This window comes from Micromonospora sp. NBRC 101691 (assembly GCF_030269285.1).
In the GTDB taxonomy this organism is placed as follows: Bacteria; Actinomycetota; Actinomycetes; order Mycobacteriales; family Micromonosporaceae; genus Micromonospora; species Micromonospora echinospora.
Genome location: NZ_BSTB01000003.1, coordinates 247,576 through 273,993, shown reverse-complemented (window position 1 = coordinate 273,993; position 26,418 = coordinate 247,576). Strand labels below are relative to the sequence as shown.

Below are 26,418 nucleotides of genomic sequence, written 5' to 3'. Positions count from 1 at the left end.
CTGGTCTACGGGACCGTCGGGTCGGCACCCGCGCGTCGCGACTGGACCCGGCTGGCGGCCCTCCCGCTGACCGTGACGTCGGGGCCGGCGATGGTCACCGTCGCCGCGCCCCGGGTGGCGGCGAGCGAACCGCTGCTGGCGGCGTCGGCCGCACCCGACCCCGGAACGGCACCCCGGGGCCAGGTCACCGGACTCGCCGCCGCCCGCCCGGTCACCGGCCACCCCGGCGCGCACCCGGCCGACCCCGCTGGCGCGGACCGCCGACCGACCGTCCGGGTCGCGTCGCCGGTCACCAGCGCCCCCGCAGCGTCGCCGGTCACCAGCGCCCCCGATGCGGCGGGTGCGTCCCGCACCCTGCCGGTGGTGGTCGCCCCGGCCTCCGTCCGGACCCCGCTGACCGTGGCCGACGGGGAGGCCGTCGGTCCGCCCCGTATGCCGGAGCGCACCGTCGGAGACGCCGGCCCGCTCGGGGCGACGCCCTCCGTCGGGCCGACCGAGGAGGCGACCCCGGCCGGCGACCCCGGCGAGGCGGCCCGTGCGGCTGCCCAGTTCGCCGCCGCCGGCCTGCCCACCGTCGACGTCTGGCCCCCGCCCGGCTTCGAGGACGTCTACCGCGCGGCCGAGGTCACCCGGGCGGCGGAGGCGGCCCGCGCGGCGGGTGGACCCGTACCCGGTGCCGCCGCTCGGCGGGAGAACCCGCCGCCGCGCCCCACCGACCGGGTGCCGGCGGCCGGCACCCTTCCCGACGAACCGTCGGGCCTGCCGGGCGGCCCCACGCCGCGTCCGATCGAGGTGGTGTCCCGGTCCCGATCCGCCCGCGCCGCCGCGTCCCGACCGACCCCGACGGCCGGGAACGCGCCGGTCGTCCCGGCCCCGGCCGGGCCACCGGCGGGTGGTGCCGGCGTCGCCCAGCCGGACGTGCCGGCCGGCGGACCACCCGGCGGCGCCGGCCCGGCCGGTCGCCCCGACGATGCTGTCCCGGCCGGCGGACGTCCCGGTGATGCCGTCCCGGCCGGTGGAGGCCCCGGCGGACGTTCCCGTGGTGCCGTCCCGGACGAGGTCGTCGGCGTCGGGCGGCAGCCGACACCGCCCCACCCGACCACCGGTCCGTCCGAGCTTCCGGCGGCTCCCGGTCGACCGGGTACGCCCCGGTCCGGTGCCGGTCCGACCGGACCCGAGGCGGTACCCGGGCGGCCGGCTGGCGGCGACCGGTCGGCGGCGTTGTCGCCGGCCCGGTTCCTGACCCGGCGGGCGGACACCCCACCGCCGTCCCGGCCGGTGTCGTCCGGCCTGCCCGACGCCACTGCCCCCGGGTCAGCCGTCTCCCGCGCGCTGCCCCTCCGGCCCGACGCCGGGCGTCCGGCGACCTCGTCCGTCCGGCCCGACGCCGGACAACCGGCGGTTCCGTCCGCCCGGTCCGATGTGCCCAGTCCGGCGGTGCCGCCGGTTCAGCCGGATGTGTTCGGCGAGGCGGTGCCCGTCCAGCCGGACGTGTTCCGCGAGGCGGCCTGGCCTGTCCGGCCCGACGGGCCGCATCCGACGATCCGGTCCGGTCGGCCGGACGCGCCGTATCCGGCGGCGACGACGGACAGCGGCACGGCGGGGCCGTCCGACGACCCCTCCGCATCCCCGTCGGTCATGCCGGTTGACGCGCCGCCGTGGTTCCCTGGTCCGCCGACCGGTGGCCTGATGCAGGCGGCACCCACCGAACCGTGGTCCCGTCCCCGGCCCGTCGCCCCGGCGGTGCCCCTGGCCGTCGAGCCGCCCGCCCCCGGGTTCCCGGAACCGGCCGGATCGGGGACGGGACCGACCGACGAACCCACCCCGCCCGCGCGGCGTCCGGCACCCCCGGCCGGGCCCACCACCGGTACACCGGTGGTCGCGGACCCGTGGCCGGTGCCGGCCTCCGTTGCCGAACCGGCACCGGCCACGGACGGCCAGGGCGTCCCCGTGCCACGACCGTCGGGCTCCGACGGTTTCCCCGACCCCTGGTCGGGGGGCGGCACGTCGCCGTATTCCGTTCCGGTCCGGCCCGCGTCGTCCGACGTACCGGTGGGCGGGCCCGGCGCGGGCGCGGCTCCGACCGGTCGGTCGGACCGCCCGGCGGTGCCGTTGCGGCACCGGGCGGTCCTGCCCGACCTGCCGGCACGGGTGCCGCCGGTGGTGTCGACGCCGCCCGCCCCGGTCACGCCGCTCGGCGTCGAGCCGCTGACCCCGGTGCCCGCCAGCCTGGTGGACGGCTTCCGCCAGCGGTACGGCGTGGACGTCTCGGACGTGCCGGTGCGCCGGGGGCCGGCGGCCACCGCCCTGGTACGGCAGGCCGGGGCGCGGGCCGCGACCCGGGGCGGCGAGGTCCTGCTGCCGGCGGAGGCCGGCCCGCTCGACGCGCCGCCGGTCCGGGCCCTGCTCGCCCACGAGCTGGCCCACGTCGTGCAGCAGCGGGTGCTCGGGGCCACGCCTCCGGCCGAGTCGACCGGGGCGGGACGGGATCTGGAGGCGCGGGCCCTGGCGGCCGAGTACGCCTTCGGCGACGGTGCGGCACCGGCCGGTGTCGGTGCGGCGGTGCCGCCGCTGCCGCTGGTCGGCCCCGCGCCCTCCGCCGGACCGCCCGGCGCGTTCACGCCGGGCGGCGCTGCCGGCAGCCCGGTGTCCGGCAGTCCGGTCTCCGTCGGCGTGGCCGGGCCGGTCGGCACCTGGGGCACCACCGCCGGGGGTGGACTGACCTGGCGGGCCGACCCGGGTGGGTCGCCCGGCAGCGGGCCGCTCCAACGGGCCCCGGTCGGCGGTTCCGCCGACGCCCTGGCCGACCTGCGTGACCTGGTGCGGGCCGAGATGGCCCGGCAGGAGGACGCGGTGCCGGGCGAGGGGCCCGAACCGACCCCGGACGGCGCTGCCGCCCTGGCCGCGCTGCGCGCCGAGGTGGCCGCCGCGACCAGTCCACCCGCGCTCGACCGGAGCAGCGGTCGGCTCGCCGAGGTGAGCGCCGCGGTGGAGCAGCTCCGTGGCGAGCTACGGGCCGTGACCGGCCGGGAGAAGGAGCTGACGGCCCGGCTCGACCGGGACGCCGCCGGCCTGCGGCCCGACCGGTTCCCGGCCCGGGCGGTGGACCTGGACAACCCGGACGACCTGGAGGAACTGGCCGGCCGCCTCTACGGGCGACTGCGCGGCCGGCTCCGCCAGGAGCTGCTGGTCGACCGGGAACGCAGCGGTCGACTGACCCGGTTCCCGTGAACCCGACGACGACGAGGAGGACGCGACGATGGCGGGTGGTCTCTCCACCGGAGCCCGGTTCCTGGGCGGCTTCTTCGAGGTCACCGGGGTCAACCACCGCTACCTGGTGGTCATCGACGACGAGCGCTACAACCTCGGCTCCTGGTCCCGGGTCTCCGGGCTCGGGGTGACCTGGCAGGTCTGCGAGTACCGGGCGGGGGACAGCAACGACGTCTTCACCTACGTGGGGACCCCGACCTACAGCCGGATCCGGCTCAGCCGGGCGGTCTGCTTCGACTCCCAGGTGGTGCAGGAGTGGCTCTGCCAGCAGGCCAAGCGGTACCGGCCGCTCAGCGGCAGCATCCAGCTCGTCGACAGCCTCGGCCTCAAGATCGTCGGCTGGGAGTTGAAGCACTTCTTCCCGGTCGGCTGGTCGGTGTCCGAACTGGACCCGAGCCGGTCCGGGGTGGCCGTCGAGACGCTCGAACTGGCCCACACCGGCTTCCTCGACGACGACGTCGCCTTCTCCCTCTGACCCGCACCCCTCCGACCCGCATCTCTCGAACCCGAAGGACGGACACCGATGGCGCTCTCCGCAGGGCAGCTCGGCGGGATGCTGGGCGACCCGAGCCAGACCGCGCAGGGACTGACCTCCGGCGGCCTGGCGCAGCTGTTCCGCAGCGGGCCGGGAGTCCGGCGGACCGACAAGCTCGGCCTGGCGATGCGGTTCCAGGTGACCATCGGCGACGTCCAGCTCGGACTCTGGCGTTCCTGCCGGGGACTGCGGGCCGACTTCCGACCCGAGGTGGTCCGGGTGACCGGGGACTACGTCGCCCAGTACCACCTGCCGGGTGAGGTCAGCTACCCACCGGTCGTGCTGGAACGGGCCGTGCACCGGGAACACTCCGCGCAGCTGCAGCAGTGGCTGGTCGGGGTGCTGCGCTCCTGGCAGGACGGCACCGGCGACGACACCCGGACCACCGCCCGGATCACCCTGCTCGACGCCGACGGCGAGCCGGTCAACAGCTGGCTGCTCTACGGCGTACGGCCGGCCTCGTGGGCCGGCCCGGACCTCGCCGCCGACACCAACCAGGTGGCGGTGGAACGCCTGGAGCTGGTGCACGAGGGCTTCTTCCCCGACCTCCAGGCGCGGGCGGAGACCGCCGAACTGTCGTCGACGACGTTGGGCACGGTCGCGTTCTCCTACAACCCGGCGAAGATGACCATCACCCGCTCCTCCCGGCCCAGCCAGGTGATCGGGCAGGGCAAGGGGCTGGTGCTCGCCTCCGACGACGCGCTGCGGGTGATGGCGGGGGAGGTGCTGCTGGTCGGGGCCGGCGTGGCCCAGGACGTGCAGAAGCTGGTCGCGTTCTCCGGCCAGACCACGACCAAGGACGAGAAGGGCGTCAGCCAGTCCGTGCTGCCCGAGCTCACCTTCCGCTGGGGGAAGCTCTCCATGACGGTCAACCTGAGCACGCTGAACGTCAACCTCACCCGGTTCGACGGTGAGGGACAGCCGATCCGGGCCCAGGCCACCCTCGACCTGGTGGTGACCAAGGGGGAGATCTTCCCGAAACAGGGTGGCGCCCCGGTGCCGCCCCGGGCGGTGCGCACCGACCCGGCGCAGTGGCGGCAGCGGGCCGCGGCCAGCGGCATCGACGACCCGATGCGGGCGCAGGCCCGGGGCGCGGCCGTCGGAGCCCGCCGGTGAGCGGGGCCGCCGGCATCGACCGGCACCAGCTCCTCTGGGGTACGGCCATCCTGCGACCCCGGGTCACCACCGGCACCGCCGACCGGAACCTGCCGGCGGCGGTCGCCGAGCAGCTCGTCCGGGTGGTGGTGGACACCCAGCTGGCGCTGCCGGACATGTTCGAGCTGACCTTCGTCGACCTGGACGGCGACCTGCTCACCCGGGCCGGTCTCCAACTGGGCACGGTGGTGCGGGTCTTCGGCCCGACCCAGGACGGCTCCGCCGAGCAGCGGCTGATCAGCGGCGAGGTGACCGCACTGGAGGGCCGGTTCGTCGACCTCGCCGCGTACGTGGTGGTGCGCGGCTACACCCACGACCACCGGCTGCACCGGGTCCGGCGGACCCGGACCTTCCTCAACCAGTCCGACTCGGACATCGCCCGCCAGGTGGCCACCGCCGCCAAGCTGACCGTCGGCACCATCGACGCCACCGGCGGCACGATCGCCCACCTCTCCCAGGTCGACCAGACCGACTGGGAGTTTCTCGCCGGCCGGGCCCGGGAGATCGGCTACGAGGTCGGCGCCGACGGCGACCGGTTCCACTTCCGCCGGGCCGCGACCGTGCGCGGGGCGGGCAGCCCGCTGCCGTTGACCTTCCGGGGCAACCTGCGCCGGTTCCTGCCCCGGGTCACCGCCGGCAACCTCGCCCCGGAGGTCGAGGTGCGCACCTGGGACCCGGTCGCCGCGACCGTGGTGGCCGGCCGGACCGGAACCACCGCCGCCGGGGTGAGCCTGGGCGGCGGCCGGACCCCGACCGCCGCCGCCGACCCCTTCGTGCCTCGGGCCGCCCCGCCGCCCCCGCGTGCCGGCAACAGCGCCGTCGGTGACGTCGGTCCGGCCCCCGGCCCCCGGGCCCACGTCCTGGTCGGGCGCGGCCTGCCGGTCCCCAACGGCTCCGACGGCGCGGTACGCCAGGTGGCGGCGAGCCTCGCGGCCACCGTCGGGGGCTCGTTCGCCGAGGCCGAGGGGGAGGCGCTGGGTGACGCCCGACTGGTCGCCGGCCGGGCGGTCCGGGTGGACGGGGTGCCCGCCCCGTTCGCCGGCACGTGGACGCTCAGCGCCGCCCGGCACGTCTTCGACGACACCGAGGAGGGGTACCGCACCGAGTTCACCGTCGGCGGCACCCAGGACCGCTCGCTGCTCGGGCTGGCGACCGACCGGACGGACGGCCCGGCCCGGATCGACGGGGTGGTCTGCGGGGTGGTCAGCAACGTCAAGGACCCGCAGAACCTCGGGCGGGTGACACTCGCCCTGCCCTGGCTGACGCCGGACCACGAGACCGACTGGGCCCCGGTGGGGCAGCTCTTCGCCGGTCCGGCCGGCGGGGCGTTCTTCGTGCCCGAGCCGGGTGACCAGGTTTTGGTGGCGTTCGAGTTCGGCGACGTCCGCCGCCCGTACGTGCTGGGCAGCCTGCCCAGCCGGCACACCGGGTACGGCCTGGACGGCGCGCAGACCTCGTCGACGAAACCCGGCGCGAGCGGCGTCAAGTCGGTCGGCCAGACCAGCTCGGTGATCCGGCGGGGCCTGCTCTCGCCGTCCGGCAACCGGCTGGTCTTCCACGACGAGGTGCCGCCCGGCGGCAAGGGGCAACCCACCGCGGCCAACGTGGTGCTGGGCAGCAAGGGCGACAAGCTCTCCCTCGCCATGGACGCGGTGGCCGGCGAGGTCACCCTGCGCTGCGCCCCCGACAAACCCGGGAAGTTGGTCATCGAGTGCACCGGGCAGACCGCCGTGGAGATCAAGGCGGGTCCCGGCGGGAGCATGACCCTCGACGGCGGCACCAGCCTGAAGCTCAAGGCCAAGACGGTCGACATCGACGGTACGCAGATCACCATCAGCGGCACCGCGGCGACCGCCATCAAGGGCAAACCCATCCAGCTCAACTGAGGAGTGCCATGCAGACCGACGTCATCGGCACCGGGTGTGCCTTCCCACTGCGTGTCCAACCCCACGGCGGGCTCGCCACGGTCAGCGGGACCGCCCTGCTGGAGCAGGCGATGTGCGTGATCCTGGCGACCTACCCGGGAGAACGCCCGATGCGGCCGGAGTTCGGCTCCCGGCTGCGCGACTTCGTCTTCGAACCGACCACCACGCAGACCCGGCGGGCGGTCGAGGCGGAGGTGCGTACCGCGCTGGAACGCTGGGAGCCCCGGGCCGAGATAGCCGAGGTCGCGGTGACCGACGATCCGTCCGGCGGCGGTGGGCTGCTGCACATCGAGGTCCGCTACCGGGTACGCGGCACCGACGAACCGCGCAGCCTCCACCTGGACCTGCGGACCCTGCCCGGTGACGACGTCCCCGGCGACGCGGAGGTGCTCGGCTGATGGCGCTGCCCGCCCCCGCGCTCGACGACCGCGGCTACGACGACCTGGTCTCCGACGCCCGGCAGTTGATCGCCGACCGCTGCCCGGAGTGGACCGACCTGCACCCGGCCGACCCCGGGGTGACCCTGATCGAGACGTTCGCGTCCCTGACCGACCAGCTCATCTACCGGCTCAACCGGGTGCCCGACCGGCTCTACGTGAAGTTCCTGGAACTGGTCGGGGTGCGCCTGGTGCCGCCCACCCCGGCCCGGACCACGCTGACGTTCTGGCTCTCCACGCCGGCCCGCGCCACCCAGGTCGTCCCGGCCGGCACCCAGGCGGTCACCGCCGCCGACGGCGACGAGCCGCTGGTCTTCACCACCCTGGACGACCTGACCGTGCCACCCTGCGCCCTGGCCCACCTGCGGGTGCGCACCGCCGATGGGATCAGCGACCAGACCGCCGCGCTGGAGCTGGGCGGTCCGGTGGTCGCGTTCTCCGCCGTTCCGCAGCCCGGCGACGAGCTGCTGGTCGGCCTGGACCGGGCGGTCGGCGGCTGTGCGGTGCGGCTGGAGTTCGAGGGCCGGGTCGACGGCGTCGGGGTGAACCCGCTGCACCCGCCGCTGCGCTGGGAGGCGCGCGGCGCGGACGGCTGGCACGCGTGCGAGGTCAGCCTCGACGAGACCGGCGCGCTCAACCGGCCCGGGGCGATCCTGCTGCACGTGCCCGAGGGGCACCAGGCCACCCTGGTCGACGGCACCCTCGCCGGCTGGCTGCGGGCCCGGGTCGTGCCGCCCGAGGAGGGGCAGCCCGGCTACCGCGCCTCGCCGGTGATCCTCGGGCTGGCCGCCAACACGGTGGGCGGCACCACCGGGGCGGTCCACGCCGACCTGGTCGACGACGAGGAGATCGGCGACTCGGAGGGGGTGCCCGGCCAGCGGTTCCCGCTGTCCCGCCGGCCGGTGCTGGTCGGCCTCGGCGACCCGGTGCTCCAGGTCAGCTCCGACGACGGCTGGCAGTCCTGGACCCCGGTCGACCACTTCGCCGCCAGTGGACCGGACGACCCGCACTTCCTGCTCGACGGGGTGACCGGCGAGGTGGTGCTCGGCCCGGCCGTCCGCCAGAGCGACGGCACGCTGCGCCGGCACGGCGCCGTACCGCCCCGGGGCGCCCGGCTGCGGCTGCGCCGCTACGCGGTCGGCGGTGGCAGCCGGGGCAACGTCGGCGCGGGCGCGGTCCGCGCGCTGCGCACCAGCATCCCGTACGTCGCCGGGGTGGAGAACCGCCATCCGGCCGGCGGCGGGGTCGACGGGGAGACCCTGGACGAGGCGCGTCGGCGGGGCCCGTTGACGCTGCGCACCCGGGACCGGGCGGTGACCGCCGAGGACCACGAGGTACTGGCCCGTGAGGCCGCTCCCGAACTGGCCCGGGTGCGCTGCGTGCCCAGCGGCGGCGACGGGCCACCGGTGGCCCGGATCCTGGTCGTGCCGGCGGCCCCCGCCGAGCAGGGCCGGCTGCGGCTGGAGGACCTGATCCCGGCCGAGGCGAGCCTGGCCCGGGTGGCCGCACGACTGGACGAGACCCGGCTGATCGGCACCCGGGTGGTCGTCGAGCCGCCCCGGTACCGGGGGGTGACCGTGGTGGCCCGGGTGGTGGCCCGGCCCCGGGTCCGGGTCGACCGGATCCGCGAGGAGGGGCTCGCCGCCCTGTACGGCTTCCTCAGCCCGCTGACCGGTGGCGGCCCGGACGGGCGGGGCTGGCCCTTCGGCCGCCCGGTGCAGGCCGGTGAGCTCTTCGCGGTGCTGCAACGGGTGCGGGGCGTGGAACTGGTGGAGGACCTGCGGCTGTTCGGCGCCAACCCGGTGACCGGGGAGCGGGGCGCCGAGGCGGGCCGCATCGACCTGGAACCGGACAGCCTCGTCTTCTCCTTCGAGCACCAACTGCGGGTGGAGGAGCACTGATGCGCGGTCTGACCGACGTGCGGATGCCGTACCCGATCGCCGGTTTCCTGCCCGCCCTGTTGCAGGAGGACGACCTGCTGGTGCGCTGGACCGAGGGCCTCGACGAGGTGCTCGCCCCGGTGGTGTCCACCCTGGACTGTCTGGACGCGTACCTCGACCCGTGGCTGACGCCGCCGGACTTCCTGCTCTGGCTCGGCGAGTGGGTCGGCGCGCACCTCGACGAGAACTGGCCGCTGGAGCGGCAGCGCGCGATGGTCGCCGCCGCCGTGGCCACCCACCGGCTGCGCGGCACCGTGACCGGGCTCCGCACGCTGCTGGAACTGGCCACCGGCGGTGAGGTGGAGGTGGTGGACTCGGCCGGGGTCTCCTGGTCGACCAGCCCGCAGCCGTCCACCACGGCGGTGCCGCCCGCCGGGCTGCACGTCCGGGTGCGTACGCCCGAGCCTGACCGGGTGTCCCGGCACGCCCTGGCGGAGCTGATCCGCGCCGCCGCGCCGGCCCATGTCGCGACGACCCTGGAGGTGCTCGGGCCGTGATCGTCTGTCGTGAGTGCGGCAACCACAACGGGGACGCCGACACGTTCTGCGGCTCCTGCGGGAGCTTCCTGGAGTGGACCGGCGAGAAGACCACGCCGAAGATCGACGTCGAGGCGGTCGAGGAGGCGGAGCCGGAGATCCGGCACCGGCCGACCCTGTTGCAGCGTATCGCCGGGGTGATTGCGCCACCCCCGGGCGGGACGGCCGTCGACACCGGGGTGATCCGGGTCTCGGACGGCTCGGCCCGGGGGCCGGGAGCCCGACCCGGGCTGGGCCCCGGTCCGGGCGGCCCGAGGCTCGGCCCGCCCGGCACCGGCGGTCCCGCCGGCCCGTCCGGACCGCGTCCCGGCCCGCCCGGCACCGGACGTCCGCTGCCGCCCGGCGTGGCAGGTCCGCCCGGCACCGCGCGTCCGCTGCCTCCGGGGGTGGCGGGTCCGTCCGGCGCCGGACGCCCGTCCCCGCCCGGTGTCGGGGGCCCGCCCGGCGGTGCACCCCAGTCCCCGCCCGGCGTCGGCCGCCCGTCGCCGCCCGGCACCACCCGGCCGTCGCCGCCCGGCGTCGGTCCCGGGCCGCTGCCCCGTACCGGTCCGCCGGGAACGGGTGGTCCGCCCGGAACCCGGCCCGGCCCCCGGTCGGCACCGCCCGGGACGGACGCCGTGCCGCCCCGGACCGCGCCGCCCGGCACCCGGCCGGGTCCGCCGGGCTCACCCACCACGGAGGGGGTCCGGTCCGGACCGCCCGCGCGTCCGGGCGCACCGGGGGCGGCTCCGGCGGCTCCGGTACGCCGGCTGCCGCCGCCACCGCCCGGCGTGGCCAACGCGCGGCTGCCCACCGTGGCGGAACGACCGCCCGGTCCCGCGCTCGGCACCGTGCCACCGGCCCGCGCCAAGACGTCCCCGCCCGGAACCGTCGACCCGGAGTCGACCACCCCGACCGAGGACGACGCGCCCGAGGGCGGGACGGCCGCGCCGGAGAAGGGCCACGGCGCGGTCGCCGTCGTCGACCCGGCGGAGAACGCGGAGCCGGTGTCGTCCCCACCGTCCCGCCACCGGGAGGCGCTGGCCGCGCCGCACACCCGTGCGCTGGTCGCCACGGACGCCGCGTCCACCGACCCGGCGGACCGGACCACCAGCGGCCGGACGTCCGGCCGGTCCCGGAGCGGTGAGCAGCGGGTCGACGCCGAGCCGGAGGAGGTGACGCCGCAGGCGGTCCGGCCCCGTACGGTCACCACCGGGCGGCGCGCGTCCACCCGCCGGCTGCAACCGGGCGACCTGGTCTGTGGCGAGTGCGGCGAGGGCAACCCGCCGACCCGTCGGTTCTGTAGCCGCTGCGGTGACTCGCTGCGGACCGCCGAGGTGGTCCGCCGTCGCTGGTGGCAGCGGCTGCTGCCGCGACGCGGGCCGAGAGTCACCGAGGCGGGCGTGCGTCCGGGCACGCCGGGCGGGGGCGCCCCGGGCGGGGCCGGCGGCGTGCTCCAGAGCATCTACCAGCGGGCGAACGCGGTCGCCGCGGTGGTGCTGTTCGCCCTCGGCATCGCGTACCTGATCTATCCGCCGCTGCGGGAACGGGTCAACGCGGTGGTGGTGCCGCCGGTGCAGGACGCCCGCGCCTGGGTCGACCGGAAGCTCAACCCCCGGTTCGTGGCGGTCCGGCCGGTGGAGGTGACCGGCGGCGAGTCGGTCCGCGACCAGGGCCCCGATCTCACCGTCGACCAGTACCGCAACACGCACTGGCAGGTGCGCTGGGACGCCGAGCGGCCGCCCACGGTGACCCTGCGCTTCGGCGAGAAGGTCGACCTGGAACGGCTCATCGTGATCGCCGGCACCGCGGAGGACTACACCGCCTCGCACCGGCCGGCGAAGCTGCACCTGGTCTGGTCCACCAACCGTTCCGACACGTTGACGGTGCAGGACACCGGCGAGCCGCAGACCCTCACGCTGACCGCCGCCGAAGGCGTGACCAGCGTGCAGATCCAGGTCACCGACGTCTACCGGGCCGAGAAGGGCACCGACGTGGCCGTCAGCGAACTGGAGTTCTTCGCCCGGGAGTGACCCTTCCCGGCGGCGCGGCCCGCCCGCGCCACCGCTACCACCACCGTCGGGCACCCGTCCGGCGGTCCACCTGAGACGGAGGTACGTCCGTGGCAGAGGCAGCTGTCGTACTGAACACCACCGCCGGCCTGACCGGGTTCATCACCGGCCAGGCGCGGGGACTCACCGAAGGTCTGTTCCAGGTCACCGGCTTCAACGACGCCCGCTTCGAGAAGGAGATGCCGCTGGAGATGCTGGCGTCGCCGAACCCCCTCGGGGACCGGCAGGTCGTCATGGTGCGGGGCAGCCAGTCGGTGGACCACGTCTACTGGCTGCGCTACCTGCGCCGGGGCAAGGTCGGGGCGACCGACAAGAAGCGGGTCTGCGTGGAACTGCTGGTGCGGTTCACCACCTTCGACTACGTGCCCAAGGCCGGGCAGGGCCTGGCGCCCGCCGACCTGACCACGCTCGCCGACCACCCGATGTGGGGCATCTCGGGGCTGAGCATCTCGCTGATGGCGACCGGTCGCGGCCGGAACCCGTTCAACAAGTTCAACGAGGTCGGCAGCCTCGTCTTCGACACCATGCCGGTCACCACCGGACTGCCGCACTTCCGGATCAACTACCGGGTCCAGCACCAGGCCAAGACGGTCATGGGGGCCACCCTGGCGCTGAACCACAACGACGTCGGGGCGTTCCTGGTGCACAGCAACGGCCTGCTGGAGATCGCCCCCGGCGAGGGGCGGACCGAGAAGCACTTCCGGATCACGCCGCTCAGCGGCCGGGTGCACGACCGACCGAGCCTGATCGGCGCGGCGAACGCCCCGGCCGGCCGGGTGGCCAAGCTCGCCGCCACCCAGATCGTGCGCAGCGCCGGGCAGGACGCGCAGGCGCTCGCCGCCCACGAGCACGCCAATCTGCGGGTGATCGGGTTCGACCAGCTCAACGGCCCGGACACCCTGACCGTCGACACCGCCACCGTCAACGGCGTGGTGGCCAGCGCGGACCCGAACGGCCGGCAGGGCGCGGTACGGCTGGAGTACATCCGCAACGGCGGGGTGCTGGGCAAGCAGGTCCGTACCAAGATCAGGGTCCTGCTGCTGCTCCGCTACACGCTGGTCCACTACTTCACCGCCGCCGACGGAGCCGGCAACCGGCAGGTGGTGCACCGCGGTGGTGCGCCCTACGCCAGTTTCCGGAACGTGTCGCTCACCGTGCTGGAGACCGTCGCGGGCGACCCGGTCGTGGTCGGCGAGGACGGGGTCAAGTACGACATCAAGGCGATCAAGAACCGCTTCCACGAGACGTCGACGCTGCGCTTCGGCGCCCGGATCGAGGAGGTCGACGGCCAGCCCGGGGCCCAGGTCAGGGTCAACTGGCGGGCCCAGCACGCGGGCGTGGTGGGCAAGTCCCAGTCGCACGACGACTTCGGCGACTTCCGGCTCGGCGTCGACGCGTCCGGGAACCCGGTGCTGCGCCTGCTCGACCCGCGCAGCAACAAGTACTTCACCGTGACGAGCTGACAGGGAGCCGAGATGAGCAACTACCCGGAGACCTTCGACCCCACCGGCCCGGCGAGCCTGGCGGACGCGTACTCGTACCTGAACTGGACGGCGGTGAGCGCCGCCGGGATCCTCGCCGAGCAGCCGGGGACGAGCTGGGAGCAACTGCCCAGCCTGCTCGGCGAGAAGTGGGGCGACCTGGACTGGTACCAGAACAACGCGTGGTTGGCCGACTTCTACAACGCCGTCTACCAGACCGCCAGTTCCCTGCCGCCGGTCGAGATCTTCGCGGTCGACGAGATGGGCGAGCCGGCGACCGACATGGCGCGCGTGGTCGACTCGGTGGTACAGGCCTGGACCACCGCCGCCTACCAGGACGAGGAGTCCGACGAACAGTCCTACGACGAGCAGGACCAGTGGTCGTCGCAGGACCAGTGGACCGGCCAGGACCAGTGGGTCGAGCACGACCAGTGGACCGGATCCGACCAGTGGCCCGGCCAGGAGCAGTGGACGGAGCAGGACAACGGCACCGGGCACGGACCGGCCGTCGGACACCACCCGACGGCGGCGGAGTACGACCCGGAGACCGGCACCGTCGACGAGCCGGACATCGCGCACCAGGAACCGCTGAGCGACATCGACCCGGACGTCGCCCGGCAGGTCCTCGCCAAGGTGCTCGACGACGAGGCGGACGACCTCTCGGAGGAGGACGAGAAGATCCTCGCGACCGTGCTCACCGTCGAGAAGTTCCAGTACCTGGCCCGGGAGTTCGAGCTGATCTGATCGGGCTGGCGGCGGTCCGCCGGACCGCCGCCACCCGGATCCACCGGCCCGGCGTCCGACGTCGGCCAGCCCTCCCACGGCACCCGACGCCGGTGCCGCCCCGCGTCGTCCCGCCGCCGGCTGTTCCGTGTCACCCGCCGCCGGTTGCTCCGCGTCACCCGACGCCGGGGGGCCGGCGGGCGTCGCGCCACCGGCCGAACCCGTCGAGTCGGTCGGCCTCCTGCCGGTACGCGGTCTGCTCGGCCACGGTGAGCCCGGCGGCCGGACCGATCCGGGCGAGCAACCGCAGGCTGCGCAACCGGCCGAGCAGGTGGCCGGTCTCCTGGTGGGTCGCCAGCGCCGCCTGGGCGGTGCGCGCGGCCGTCACCGGATCCCGGTCGCACTGCGCCTCGGCCCGGGCGACCAGGGCGTGCCCCTCCCAGACCCGGTATCCGGCGGCCCGGGCCACCTCCCACGCCTGTCCGGCCAGGGTCAGCGCCTGGTCCGGGTCGGTCCGCCGGTGCACCTCGGCCAGCCCGATCAACGCCTCCGCCCGCTCGCCGTGGGTGCCGCTGGCCCGGGCCAGCGCCAGGGCCCGCCGGTGCTCGGTCACCGCCGCGTCGCCGTCACCCCGCCGCAGGTGCACCGCACCCAGCACGTTGCGGGCCGCGGCCTGCTGCGACGGGTCGCCGACCAGCTCGGCCAGGGCCAGCGCCGCGTCGGCCAGTTCGGCCGCCCGGGACAGGTCACCCGCGTACACGTGCAGGGCGGCCAGCCGCCGCAGGCTCTCCACCTCGGTGGGGCGGTAGCCGCTCTCCCGGCTGACCTCCAGCGCCTCCCCGAGATGGGCCAGGGCCTGGTCGTACCGGCCGAGGGCGTGCTCCACGTCGCCGAGGTTGCTCAGACTGATGCCGGTGTTCATCCGGGTGCCGGTCCGCCGGGTCAGCACCAACCCCTGACGGAACACCTCCTCGGCGGCGCGTAGCCGCCCCATGTCCCGGTAGATCACCCCGAGGTTGCCGAGACTGGTGCTCAGCCGCTCCGCGCCGCCGAGTCGCTCGTGGATCTCCACCGCCCGTCGGGTCAGGTCGGCGGCCTGGGCCAGCCGTCCGGCCCGCAGGTGCATCAACCCGCAGGTGCCGTACGCCGCCGCCAGCCCCTCCGGCCAACCCGCCCGGGTCGCCGCGTCGATCATCGCCGTGGCGTGCTCCAACCCCACCCGGTACTCGCTGCGCCGCAGGTGCAGGCTGGCCAGCCCGAGCCGGCTCGCCGCCTCGCCCGCCTCGTCCCCGGCGGCCCGGGCGGCGCGCAGCGCGTGCGAGGCGGCCAGGAAACCGTCGTTGTGCGGACGGAACTGGTAGTACCCGCGCAGCGCGTCGGGGATCCGCCACGCGGCCGGGTCGGCACCCTGGTCGGCGGCGTGCGCGACGACCCGGACCAGGTTCGTCCGTTCCGCCTCCAGCCAGGCCATCGCGGCCTCCGACGAGGGGAACCCGGCCACTGGCCGGTCGTTCCCGTCCGGCGGCAGGCGCACCATCTGCGGGTAGATCGCCGCGGCGGCGGCCTCGGCCCGCTGCCGGCACCAGGCGTAGAGCCGGCGGTTCGCGGCGGTCTGCTCCGGCACCGGGTCCTCGGCCGTGGACCGCTCGACGGCGTAGATCCGCAGCAGGTCGTGGAAGGTGTACCGGCCGGGCCGGGGCTGCTGCACCAGGTGCGCGGCGGCGAGCCGGTCCAGTTCCCGCGCGGCGGTGACCTCGTCCAGCGCGGCGAGGGCCGCGGCGGCCGGTACCGTCACGTCCGCCCCGGGGGCCGGCCCGAGCAGCCGGAAGAGCCGGCGGGCCGACGCGGGCAGCGCCGCGTACGACAGGTCGAAGGCCGCCCGGACGGCGGCCTGGTCGTCCCCCTCGACCCGTAGGCCGGCGAGCTGGTTGCCGGCGCTGAGCTGGGCGGTGTGCGCGCTGATCGGCCGCCCCGGATGGTCGATCAGGTCGGCGGCGGCGATGCGCAGCGCCAGGGGCAACCGGGCGCACACCTCCGCCAGTTCGGCGATCTCGGCCGGGGCGGCGGCCACCTGGTCGGCCGGGATGATCCGGGTGAGCAGGGCGCTGGCCTCGGCCCCGGTGAGCACGTCCAACGCGATGCGACGGGCCCCGTCGACCGCGACCAGCCCGCTGAGCCGGTCCCGGCTGGTGACCAGCGCCATGCAGCCGGGGGTGCCGGGCAGCAGGGGCCGGACCTGGTCGGCGCTGGCCGCGTTGTCCAGCACCAGCAGCATCCGGCGGCCGTCCAGCAGGGTCCGCAGCAGGGCGGCGGCCTGCCCGGAGTCGACCGGGATCTGCTCGGCCGCCACGCCCAGCGCGTGCAGGAACCCGGCGAGCGCCTCCCCCTCGCGGACCGGACTGGCCGTCGCGTAGCCGCGCAGGTTGACGTAGAGCTGGCCGTCCGGGAAGTGCGGCCGGACCCGGTGTGCCCAGTGCACGGCCAGGGCGGTCTTGCCCACCCCGGCCATCCCGGTGATCGTGGCGACGACGACCGGCCCGCTGCCGCCGGTCGACGCCTCCAGCAGGGCGTCGAGCGCGGCCATCTGGCTGCTCCGGCCGGTGAAGTGGGCGACGTCGGCCGGCAGCTGGGCCGGCGGTCGGTGACCGGGCAGCCCGGGTGGGGCCGGCTCGGCCGGACGGGGTGGTGCCGGTGGGCGTGCCCCGATCACCGGCAGGTCCTGCCGGAGGATGCGCAACTGTGCCTCGCGCAGCTCCGGTCCGGGCTCCACCCCGAGCTGGTCGGCGAGGCGGTCCCGCAGCTTCCGGTGCAGGGCCAGCGCCCGGGCCTGCTGACCGCAGGCGGCGAGGGCGAGCATCAGCCGGGCGTGCACCTGCTCGTGCAACGGCTCGTGACCGGCCACCGCGCTCAGCTCGCGGACCGCCCGGTCCGGCAGACCCAGCTCGACGGCGAGCGTGGCGTAGGTGACCGCGGTCGCGATGCGGCGGCGGTTCAGGGCGGTGGCGGTCGGATGCTGGGCCACGCCGGGCCCGAGGTCGACCAGCACCGGCCCCCGCCACAGGGCCAGCGCCTCGGCGAGCCGGTCCAGGCTGTTCAGGTCACCGGCGACGCTGCCCTCGGCCCGGCCGATCAGGGCGGTGAACCGGGTCAGGTCGAGCTGACCGGGCCCGACCCGCAACTGGTAGCCACCGCCGGAGTGGACGATCGTGGTGCTGCCACCGGACGCCGCGCCGCCCGTCCCGCCACCGCCCGTCCCGCCACCGCCCGTCCCGCCACCGCCCGTCCCGCCGCCGGGGCGGGCGAGGGCCCGACGCAGCCGCGCCACGTACGTGTGCACCAGGTTCAGGCAGCTGTCCGGCGGGTCGTGTCCCCAGAGGACGTCGACGATCTCCTGCCGGGAGACGGTGGTGTCCGGGTGCAGGGCGAGCAGGCCGAGCAGCATCCGCTGCCGCCCCGAGCCCAGCGCGACCGGCTGCGCGCCGGACCGGATGCTGAGCGGACCGAGCACCCCGATGTGCGGATCCGCCGTCCGCCCGGGCGGCTCCCCGGCGGCCGGCGGTGGATCGTCGGGCAGCCCGATCGCCTCGGCGATCCGGCGCAGCGACTCCGGCCGGGGCGCACGCACCCGGCCCTGCTCGATGTCCCGTACCGCGCGGACGCTGATCCCCGCCCGGCGGGCCAGCTCCTCCTGGGTCAGCCCGGCCCGCAACCGCCGGAGTCTCAACTCGGCGCCGTTGTCCGCCATCATCCCGGCCCCCGTCCGACCCCGCGACCTACCGGTTGTCGGCACCGGCACGCGAACGGGCCGGGCCGGTGTCCATGATCCCTAATGTCTCCGGCAGACGACAGTGGATCGTTAACCGATCAGGCACGGCACAAACGGCCCGGACGGGCAGCGGTTCTGCCGGTAACTGCCGGTGCCCCTCCGGCGTGTCGTTGCCCCAACAGGCAACAGGGCAGCTCGACACCGGTCGGACCGGGCAGCACCGTCGATGGGGGAGCGTCCAGTGCGGTGCCAGCGGCGGGACACCCGCCCTAACTACCGTTTGGGGCCGGGCCGGACCGCAGACGGCCCGACCTCCCGAGGCAAGGAACTGTCATGACCGGACGTACGCAGGCCCACATCCGTACCCCCGACCCGATCTCGACCGCCGGCATCACCGCCGCCCTCCGGGGCCGGATGGAGATCGAGGTCGTCCCCGAGGCACGGATCACCGCCGACACCGTCGGAGTGGTCGCCGCCGACACCCTCGACCAGGACGCGCTGGACCTGATCCGGGCCGTCCGCCGGCTGGGCTGCCGGCGCTTCGTGCTGGTCGCCGCGGTCGAGTCCGACACGGCCCTGATCCCCGCCGTCGAGCTGGGGGTACGGGCGCTCGCCTCGCGCGCCGAGGCGACCAGCCACCGGCTTGCGCAGCTCGTCGTCAGCACCGCCTCCGGTGGGGCGGCGATGCCCCCGGAGGTGCTCGGTCGGCTGGTCAAGCAGGTGACCCGGTTGCAGCAGACGGTGCTCGCCCCGCGCGGCATCGACGTCAACGGGCTGACCCACCGGGAGAGCCAGGTGCTGCGCCTGGTCGCCGACGGGATGGACACCCGGGAGGTGGCGACCAAGCTCAGCTACTCCGAGCGCACCGTCAAGAACGTGCTGCACGACATCACCACCCGGTTCCAGCTCCGCAACCGCACCCACGCCGTGGCGTACGCGGTCCGGGAGGGCCTGATCTGACCCCGGTGGCGGATCGACGGCCACGTGGGCCGTGGCCGTCGACCATGAGTGCCCGCTACCCGTGCAGCCGGATCAGCCGCAGCGGCGGAAGGCGTCCGTGGTGCCGGCGGTGGTGACGACGCCCGAGCCCTGGTCGAGGACGACGACGATCGCCGGCTCGGTCTGCCCGCTGCGGCAACGGATGTCCGCGACGTACTGCCAGCCGGAGATGGCGCCGCTGGCGTTCGCGGTCAGCGACCCGAGCGAGTACGGGCCCACCGTGTTGATCCGGACCGCGTAGAACCGCACCGGCCGGTTGGCGGAGAGCCCGCTGCCGGTGGCGTACAGGTAACCGCCGAGCTGGTGGTACGTGGTGGAGACGGAGATCCCGCCGCGCGGCGTCGCACCCGGGTCGGCCAGCCGCCACGGCGCGTTCGCGTTGTCGCTGTACGCCCGGTCCCGGCTGGACGGGAACACGCAGACGAGGTCCGAGGGGCGCGTCTCACGCCACACGAATCCCACCTTGCAGAAGCCGTTGGACTCCCGGCGCGACGGACCCAGGGCGTTCTCGGTCTGGGTGTCGGACCGCGTCTGCGGGGTCACGCAGACCTGGTCACCCGGCACCGCCTCCCGCCACACGTAGCCGGTCGCGCAGGTGTACGGCCCCCAGGGCAGGTCCACCGCCTGCGCCGGTGAGCCGACGGTCAGCAGGCCCGCCAGCAGCGCCACCGCCGCGAGCACCCCCGCCATCCAACGCCGCCCGGTGCCGCGACCGGCCTCCGTGACCGTGTCTCCGATGTCGTGCACGTGCCCTCCTCGGTGGTTGGTCGATCGGGCGGTCCCGTGCGGGTGGAATCCCGTCCGCCGCCAGGGACATTCGACCGCGCTCCCGGACCCCGGAAGGCGGCTCCGGCCGTTTGCCGACACTGTCGGGACATCGAAGAGGATGTGTCGTTGATCGCGTTTCCGCGCGCCTCCGGCGCCGGCCGCGCGACCGTCCGTCCGCATCCGCGTCGAGGGCCGTCGACCGTCCCAACTGGATGGACGCGGCACCGGTTCGGTCGGGACGGTCGCGCCGGTCGACCGGTTTCCGTTCGGACCAACGGTCACCCGGCCCGTCCGGTGGGCCGGCCCGGCCCACCGGTCCTTAGCGACGGGTTAAGTTGTCCTTCGGACCTGGCCAATTGTGGGCCACATCGTTAGCGTGCAACTACTTTTGGTCATCGAGCAGTCGATGTCCGACCTGTCACCGGGGAGTCTGATGCTACGACGAGGCTCGGCGATCGCGCTGGTGGCCGCGGGGACGACGGTGATGCTGGCCGTGTCCGTGCTGCCGCTCTTCGCCGACGAGAACACGTCGGTCACCATGGGCGCGGTCGCGGACACCACCGTGACGCAGGTGGTCCAGGACGGCGACAACAGCGTCAAGACGACGTTGGCGAGCTGCCCCCGGCTGTGCGACCGGAACCCGAACGGCCGACGTGACGCGCTGTTGCAGTTCGACGTGACCGCGATTCCGATCGGCGCCCGGGACATCCAGGCGACCCTGCGGGTGCACGCCTGGGAGCCGTTCCAGGCCCGGGTCTTCGCCCACTTCGCCGACGGCGCGGCCACCTTCCCCGGTGACTGGGACGTGCGGCCCTCCCTCGGGCCGGCGTTGGACGGCGTCAACGAGGTCGACCGGGGACACAACGAGTGGGACGTCAGCCGGGCGGTCACCGGCAACGGCTCCTACACGTTCGCGTTGACCCAGCAGAGCCACCACACCCGGATCTACTGGGCCTCCCGCGACAACTCCCGCCCCCAGATCCGTCCCGAGCTGGTGGTGACGTACAAGGGCGGCGGGACCAGGCCGGCTCCGACGCCGTCGCGGACGACGACCGCGCCGAAACCCTCCCCGAGCCGGACGCCGGTCAAGCCGACGCCGGCCCCGACCACGGTGAAACCCACCCCGTCGGCCACCCCGAGCCGGCCCTCGCCGAGCCCGACGCAGACCCCGCCCGGCCAGGTGCCGGGCTGGCGGATGGTCTGGAACGACGAGTTCAACGGCGACTCGGTGAACCGCGCCAAGTGGAACCTGCGCACCGGTGAGGCGCGTGACATCGACAAGGGCTGCAACGTCGACAGCCCGGAGAACACCTTCGTCTCCGGTGGCGTGCTGACCCTGCGCGCGAAGCGGCAGACCGCCAAGTGCAGCTCGCAGACCCGGCAGTACACCCAGAGTTACCTGGACACCATCGGTCGCCACTCGTGGACGTACGGGCGGTTCGAGATGCGGGCCGAGTCGCCCAACGGCCCGAACGACTCGCGGGGGCTCTGGCCGGCGTTCTGGCTGCGCCCGGAGGACGGTGGCCGGGGCGAGATCGACGTGGTCGAGCTGCCCGGCGGCAACCAGTACTACCGGGCCGCCACCCAGGCCATCTTCTACGACTACACCCCGACCAAGCAGGACCAGCGGTGGACCTTCCCGAACGGCGGGTACCCCGGCGACGGGTTCCACACGTACACCACCGAGTGGGAGCCGGACGCGATCCGCTGGTACATCGACGGCCGCAAGGTGTACGAGCGCAACCGCGCCACCACGCCCTGGTTCGACGAGGTGTTCCACAAGCCGTACAACCTCCGGCTGAACTTCCAGGTCGGTGGCTGGCTCGGCGACCCGGACGGGAGCACGGTGTTCCCGGCCGACTTCCGGGTCGACTACATCCGCGTCTGGCAGCGCTAGCCGTCCTCTCCGCCCCCGGGCGGCCGGTCCCCGGCCGCCCGGTCCGATGTCGGCGGTCGGCTCGGCGCACCCTCCCCCGGTGGTAGCAGGGGACCCCTGTTCATCAAAATGTGGTAACAGGGGACCCCTGCTACCATCCGGGCCCACCCCGGCGCACCGCGGCGCACCGCGGGCACACGCCGGGCGGATGCGCGGTGCGGGTCGGGTGGGGCGTCACCTATCGTGTTCGCGCGGGCGTGCGGGTGCGGGCGCGGACAGGGGGCGGCACGGTGGTGGCGGAGCGGCGGGACGGCGACCCCAGGGAGCGGCAGGACGGCATCGGCTGGGTCACCCGGGCGGTCTTCCCGGACTCCCGGCTGCGGTTGTCGGTGTCCCGGGAGCAGCCGGCCGCCACCCGGCGGGACGCGGCCGGCGCGGTGACCGTGCGGTACGCGGTGGTGCCGTCGGTGGAGCGGGCCCGGTTCCTCCTGCCCCTCGCCTCGCGGCGGGTCGGGGCGGCCTCGACCTGGGCGTACAACGCCCTGCGTCCGCCCCGGGTGCGGCTCAACCGGCTCGCCGTCGGCCTGCTGGCCGGAGTGGGGGCCACCGGTGCGGCGGGCATGCCCGTGCTGACCGTCTCCGTGCCGGCCGGGGTGGACCCGGCCGAGGTGCTCCTGGTGGACCACCTGGCCAGTGTGCTCGGTGGACGGCTGCACGCCGCCATCGGCATCCGTCCGCCCGATCCGCACCACAAGCCGACCCTCCAGCTCTTCGACGACCGGGGACGCCCCCGGGGGTACGCGAAGATCGGCTGGAACGACGCCACCCGGTCCATGGTCCGGGCCGAGGCGGCGGCCCTGCGTGGCCTGCCACGCGACGGCGGTGACCTGCCCGACGCGCCCCGGCTGCTGGGCGAGGTGGGCTGGGGCGACCTCGCGGTGACCGTGGTCGAGCCGATGCCGGCCGGGGTGCGTGGCCTGCGCCGCCCGGAGGAGCCCCGGACCGCCGCGATGCTGGCGGTGGCCCGGCGCGGTGGCGCGCCCAGCCCGGCCCGCCCGCTGCGCGGCTCACCGTTCCTGGCCGACCTGACCGCCCGGGCGGAGGCGGCGGGTGGCCCGGTCCGGGACGCCGTGGCCGCGCTGGCGGACCGGGACGGCGAGGTGACCCTGGAGTTCGGCGACTGGCACGGCGACTGGGTGCCGTGGAACCTCGGCACCCACCGGGGCCGCCTGATCGCCTGGGACTGGGAGAACGGCGGCACCGACCGGCCGGTCGGCTTCGACCTCGCGCACCAGGGCTTCCAGACCGCGTTGTCGCTGGGTGGGCGGCCTGCCGCCGAGGCGGCGGAGCAGATGCGGGGCCTGCTCGACCGGCAGGGGTCGGATGTCGGACTGGACGGCGTCCGCCAGCGGCTGGTGGGTGATGCTTATCTCATCGAGCTCTGGCTGCGGACGGCCGAACTGGCCGCCGGCGGCGGGGGTTGGAGCCCGAAGCTGCACCCGGCCCTGTTGGACCTGCTGGCCGCCCGGCTGCGGTAGGGCCGACGGTCGAACCTCCACAATGCGAGCAATCGTCTGATCGTCCCTACCGGGAACGCGAGTATTCCTTTACTGTGTCACCGCTTGGTCGCGGTTCCGCCGTGCCCGCGAGCGGTGGCCGGAACGTCGGGTCACCCGGGGCCCGGTCGGGACCGGAGCAGCGCCGGCTGCCGGCCGGGCTCGATACGCGGATCCGGAGGCGGACGCCGGGTGGGCGCGTCCGGTGTTCGTGCCGTCGCTCCGCGTTCCCGGGATTCCGGGCCGACCGAGAAGTCCGTACCGTCCAGGAAGGACGCCCGTGGCGTTGACCTACCTCCGCACCGTTCACGTGGTGCCCGTACCGGTGCTGCCGGTCGGGCCGACGGTGACCGGCCGGGGTGGGTGTCCGTGACCACGCTCCTCGTCGCCTCCACCGGGGGCCACCTCGCCGAGCTGCACGACCTCGTGCCCCGGCTCGGTGTGCAGGACGACTGCGTCTGGGCGACCTTCGACTCCCCGCAGAGCCGTTCGCTGCTCGACGGGGCGGAGGTCATCCACGTCCCCCCGGCCACCAGCCGGGACCTGGTCGGCGCGGTACGCGACCTGGTGGCGGCCCGGCGGGTGCTGGGCGGCGGCCGGTTCAGCCGGGTGATCAGCACGGGGGCCAGTGTCGCGGCCTCGTTCTTCCTGCCCGCCCTCCGGGCCGGAGTGGCCTGCCACTACATCGAGAGCGCCACCCGCACGACGGGGCCGTCGCTCACCGGCCGGATGGTCGCCCGGCTGCCGGGGACCGGGCTCTACACCCAGTACCCCTCGTGGGCGGACGGCCGCTGGCGCTACGGCGGCTCGATCTTCGACGCGTACGTCCCCCGGGAGTCGTCCGCCACCCGGCCGGTCTCCCGGGTCGTCGTCACCCTCGGCACCCAGAAGTACGGGTTTCCCCGGCTGCTGGAACGGCTGACGCGGGTGATCCCTTCGTCGGCCGAGGTGCTGTGGCAGGTCGGGTCGACGCGGATCCCCCGGATGCCCGCCGACGCCCGCCCGCAGGTGCCCTTCGCCGAGATGCAGCAGGCGATGCGGGAGGCGGACGTGGTGGTCACCCACGCCGGGGTCGGCTCCGCGCTGACCGCGTTGCGGGCCGGCCAACGCGCCATCTACGTGCCCCGTCGTCGACCGCACGGCGAACACGTCGACGACCACCAGGTCGAGATGGCCCGGGAGCTGGACCGTCGGGGTCTCGTCCTGGCCCGGGAGGCGGACCAGGTCACCGAGAACGACCTGTCCCTGGCGACCCGGTGGACGGTCTCCGCCCGTAAGGAGGTGGAGCCGTTCCGATGGACGAACCAGACCTGATCCCCGAACGGTCCGCGACGGCCGAGTTACGGCACGTCCGGACCGGTCGGGTGATGCGCGCCGGTCACCGGCGCAGCAAGCTACGCCTGTATCACTTCATCCTTGGGGGCCGCCCAGTGTCACTCAGAACGTCAACCCGACCGGGCCGGAGATCGGCTGCGGTCCGCTGGCTCGCCGTGCTCTCCGTGCCGGCACTGGTCGCCACGCTGGGGGTGGTGACTCCGGTCGGGGCCGCCGACTTCACGCCGGTGGCCAGCACCCTCACCTCGCCGAACCCGGTCGACACCACGCCGCACGCCCAGAACGGCGACGTCAAGGCGTTCGCCGAGATCGGCGACACGGTCTACGCGGGCGGCAGCTTCACCTCGGTCAAGAGCCCCGGCGCGGCGACCTGGACGTCCCGCAACTACCTCTTCGCGTACGACCGGGCGACCGGCGCGCTGAAGACCTCGTTCCTGCCGGTGCTGGACGGCGCGGTGCACGCGCTCGCGGTGAACCCGGACGGCAAGCTGATCGTCGGCGGGAACTTCAAGAACGTGAACGGGGTGTCCCGGAAGAACCTGGTCGCCCTGGACCCGGCCACCGGCGCCACGGTGGGCTCCTGGGTCGGTCGCAGTGACGGCGGTCAGGTGCGGCGCACCATCGTCCGGGGCAACCACCTGTACATCGCCGGTGCCTTCCACTGGATCAACGGCACCGAGCACTCGCTGCTGGCCCGGCTGAACGCCACGACCGGGGCGATCGACCCGACCTTCCAGATCGACGCTTCGGTGGCCCGCACCAGCGTCGAGCTGGTCTGGGGCCTGGACGTGTCGCCGGACGGCGGCACGCTGGTCGCGGTCGGCAACTTCACCCTGGTGAACGGGCTGTCCCGCAACCAGGTGGTGATGGTCGAGCTGGACGGCACCCCGACGGTCGCCGACTGGAGCACCCAGCGCTACGTGCACCCCTGCTCCAGCAAGAGCTTCCCGTTCTACGCCCGGGACGTCGACTTCTCCGACGACGGCACCTACTTCGTGATCGTCGCGGACGGCGGCCGCGCGACCGGGGCGTACTGCGACACCATCGCCCGGTTCGAGACCGACACCCGGGGCAGCGCGATCGACGGCACCTGGGTCAACCACACCGGCCACGACTCGGTGACCTCGGTCGAGGTGGCCGACAACGTGGTCTACGTGGGCGGGCACTTCCGCTGGCTGAACAACACCAACGGCAACGACGCGGCCGGTCCGGGCGCGATCGACCGGTTCGGCTACGGCGCGCTCGACCCGATCAACGGCATGCCGCTGGTCTGGAACCCGCAGCGCACCGGCGCCCCGGCGGGCACCACCAACTGGGGTCCGATCGTCTGGGAGCTGTGGCGCGGCAGCACCGGCATCCACGCCGGCTTCGACAACGACGGCGCGGGCGGCGAGTACCACGGCCGGATGGCGCTCTTCCCACTGGCCGGCGGCCGGACCACCCCGGCGGTCAACGCGCCGCAGACCACCCCCGGGTTCCTCTACGTCGGCGGCACCGAGGGCAAGCTCACCCGGGTGCCCTTCGACGGCGACGAGACGCTCGGTACGTCGACCGTCGTCGACCAGCCCAACCTGACCGCGGCGGGCGCGGCGTTCGTCGTGCACAACAAGCTCTACTGGTCGAAGACGGACGCGACCGCGCCGGGCGGCAGCTACCTCGGGATCTCGATGTTCACCGGCGGTACGGTGGGCGCGCCCTGGGTCGGCAGCGGCTACAACGACTGGTTCAACCCGGCCACCCTGAACGGGGCGTTCTACCTCGACGGACGGATGTACTACACCAAGTCCGGGCAGAACTCGCTCTACTACCGCTACCTGGAGCCGGACGGCTACACCGTCGGCGCCTCCGAGTTCACCGTCCCCAGCCAGGGCGTGCTCTGGAGTACGACGCGAGGGCTGACCTGGGTGGACGGCCGGATCGTGTACGGCACCGCGCTCGGTGGCCTGTGGGCGGTGCCGTTCGACGGCGCAGCGGTGGACGGCTCCGCCGCCACCCAGCTCGACGGCGGACTGCTCGGTACGAACTGGAACAGCCGGACGCTGTTCTACGCCACGTCCTGACCGAC

Annotated in this window: 17 protein-coding genes; 15 read left to right on the top strand and 2 right to left on the bottom strand. The window is 74.8% G+C overall.

Annotation, left to right across the window (positions count from 1 at the left end):
• Nucleotides 1–90 precede the first annotated feature (90 nt).
• From QSK20_RS07930 to QSK20_RS07885, 10 genes are all read left to right on the top strand, one after another.
• Nucleotides 91–3,231 (top strand): eCIS core domain-containing protein, encoded by a 3,141-nt coding sequence (locus QSK20_RS07930; RefSeq protein WP_285787919.1) that lies wholly within the window; start codon nucleotides 91–93, stop codon nucleotides 3,229–3,231.
• A 28-nt stretch (nucleotides 3,232–3,259) separates the two neighbouring features.
• Nucleotides 3,260–3,745: a phage tail protein gene (locus QSK20_RS07925; RefSeq protein ID WP_285787918.1), complete on the top strand. Its 486-nt coding sequence runs from the start codon at nucleotides 3,260–3,262 to the stop codon at nucleotides 3,743–3,745.
• 48 nt (nucleotides 3,746–3,793) lie between these two features.
• Entirely contained in the window at nucleotides 3,794–4,921 is a 1,128-nt protein-coding gene (locus QSK20_RS07920) for a phage tail protein (protein WP_285787917.1), read from the top strand.
• Nucleotides 4,918–6,846 (top strand): phage baseplate assembly protein V, encoded by a 1,929-nt coding sequence (locus QSK20_RS07915; RefSeq protein WP_285787916.1) that lies wholly within the window; start codon nucleotides 4,918–4,920, stop codon nucleotides 6,844–6,846. The genes QSK20_RS07920 and QSK20_RS07915 overlap by 4 nt, the downstream gene beginning before the upstream one ends.
• Before the next feature lie 8 nt (nucleotides 6,847–6,854).
• Entirely contained in the window at nucleotides 6,855–7,283 is a 429-nt protein-coding gene (locus QSK20_RS07910; protein ID WP_285787915.1) for a GPW/gp25 family protein, read from the top strand.
• Complete coding sequence (locus tag QSK20_RS07905; protein WP_285787914.1) at nucleotides 7,283–9,223, top strand: putative baseplate assembly protein; 1,941 nt, start codon at nucleotides 7,283–7,285, stop codon at nucleotides 9,221–9,223. Before QSK20_RS07910 ends, QSK20_RS07905 begins: the two co-directional genes overlap by 1 nt.
• Nucleotides 9,223–9,759 (top strand): phage tail protein, encoded by a 537-nt coding sequence (locus QSK20_RS07900; protein ID WP_285787913.1) that lies wholly within the window; start codon nucleotides 9,223–9,225, stop codon nucleotides 9,757–9,759. The genes QSK20_RS07905 and QSK20_RS07900 overlap by 1 nt, the downstream gene beginning before the upstream one ends.
• Nucleotides 9,756–11,810 (top strand): NADase-type glycan-binding domain-containing protein, encoded by a 2,055-nt coding sequence (locus QSK20_RS07895; RefSeq protein ID WP_285787912.1) that lies wholly within the window; start codon nucleotides 9,756–9,758, stop codon nucleotides 11,808–11,810. The genes QSK20_RS07900 and QSK20_RS07895 overlap by 4 nt, the downstream gene beginning before the upstream one ends.
• Before the next feature lie 89 nt (nucleotides 11,811–11,899).
• Nucleotides 11,900–13,312 carry a hypothetical protein gene (locus QSK20_RS07890; RefSeq protein ID WP_285787911.1) on the top strand — a complete coding sequence of 471 codons (1,413 nt, stop codon included), beginning with the start codon at nucleotides 11,900–11,902 and terminating at the stop codon, nucleotides 13,310–13,312.
• A 12-nt stretch (nucleotides 13,313–13,324) separates the two neighbouring features.
• Nucleotides 13,325–14,074, top strand: coding sequence for a hypothetical protein (locus QSK20_RS07885; RefSeq protein WP_285787910.1), 750 nt, complete (start codon nucleotides 13,325–13,327; stop codon nucleotides 14,072–14,074).
• Nucleotides 14,075–14,228: 154 nt separating this feature from the next.
• Here the strand turns inward: QSK20_RS07885 and QSK20_RS07880 are convergent, their stop codons facing one another.
• A complete protein-coding gene (locus tag QSK20_RS07880; RefSeq protein ID WP_285787909.1) occupies nucleotides 14,229–17,801 on the bottom strand; it encodes a BTAD domain-containing putative transcriptional regulator in 3,573 nt (1,190 codons plus the stop codon).
• Nucleotides 17,802–18,152: 351 nt separating this feature from the next.
• Between QSK20_RS07880 and QSK20_RS07875 the strand changes: the two genes are divergently transcribed.
• Nucleotides 18,153–18,779 (top strand): helix-turn-helix transcriptional regulator, encoded by a 627-nt coding sequence (locus tag QSK20_RS07875; protein ID WP_285787908.1) that lies wholly within the window; start codon nucleotides 18,153–18,155, stop codon nucleotides 18,777–18,779.
• Between the two features lie 72 nt (nucleotides 18,780–18,851).
• Here the strand turns inward: QSK20_RS07875 and QSK20_RS07870 are convergent, their stop codons facing one another.
• Nucleotides 18,852–19,565 (bottom strand): hypothetical protein, encoded by a 714-nt coding sequence (locus tag QSK20_RS07870; protein ID WP_285787907.1) that lies wholly within the window; start codon nucleotides 19,563–19,565, stop codon nucleotides 18,852–18,854.
• Between the two features lie 397 nt (nucleotides 19,566–19,962).
• Here QSK20_RS07870 and QSK20_RS07865 point away from each other — a divergent pair, with 397 nt between their 5' ends.
• From QSK20_RS07865 to QSK20_RS07850, 4 genes are all read left to right on the top strand, one after another.
• Nucleotides 19,963–21,483, top strand: a complete 1,521-nt coding sequence (locus QSK20_RS07865; protein WP_285787906.1) for a family 16 glycosylhydrolase — start codon at nucleotides 19,963–19,965, stop codon at nucleotides 21,481–21,483.
• 242 nt (nucleotides 21,484–21,725) lie between these two features.
• Entirely contained in the window at nucleotides 21,726–23,000 is a 1,275-nt protein-coding gene (locus QSK20_RS07860; protein ID WP_285787905.1) for a hypothetical protein, read from the top strand.
• A 387-nt stretch (nucleotides 23,001–23,387) separates the two neighbouring features.
• Entirely contained in the window at nucleotides 23,388–24,332 is a 945-nt protein-coding gene (locus tag QSK20_RS07855) for a glycosyltransferase (protein ID WP_285787904.1), read from the top strand.
• 176 nt (nucleotides 24,333–24,508) lie between these two features.
• Nucleotides 24,509–26,413: a WD40 repeat domain-containing protein gene (locus QSK20_RS07850; protein ID WP_285787903.1), complete on the top strand. Its 1,905-nt coding sequence runs from the start codon at nucleotides 24,509–24,511 to the stop codon at nucleotides 26,411–26,413.
• Nucleotides 26,414–26,418: the final 5 nt, after the last annotated feature.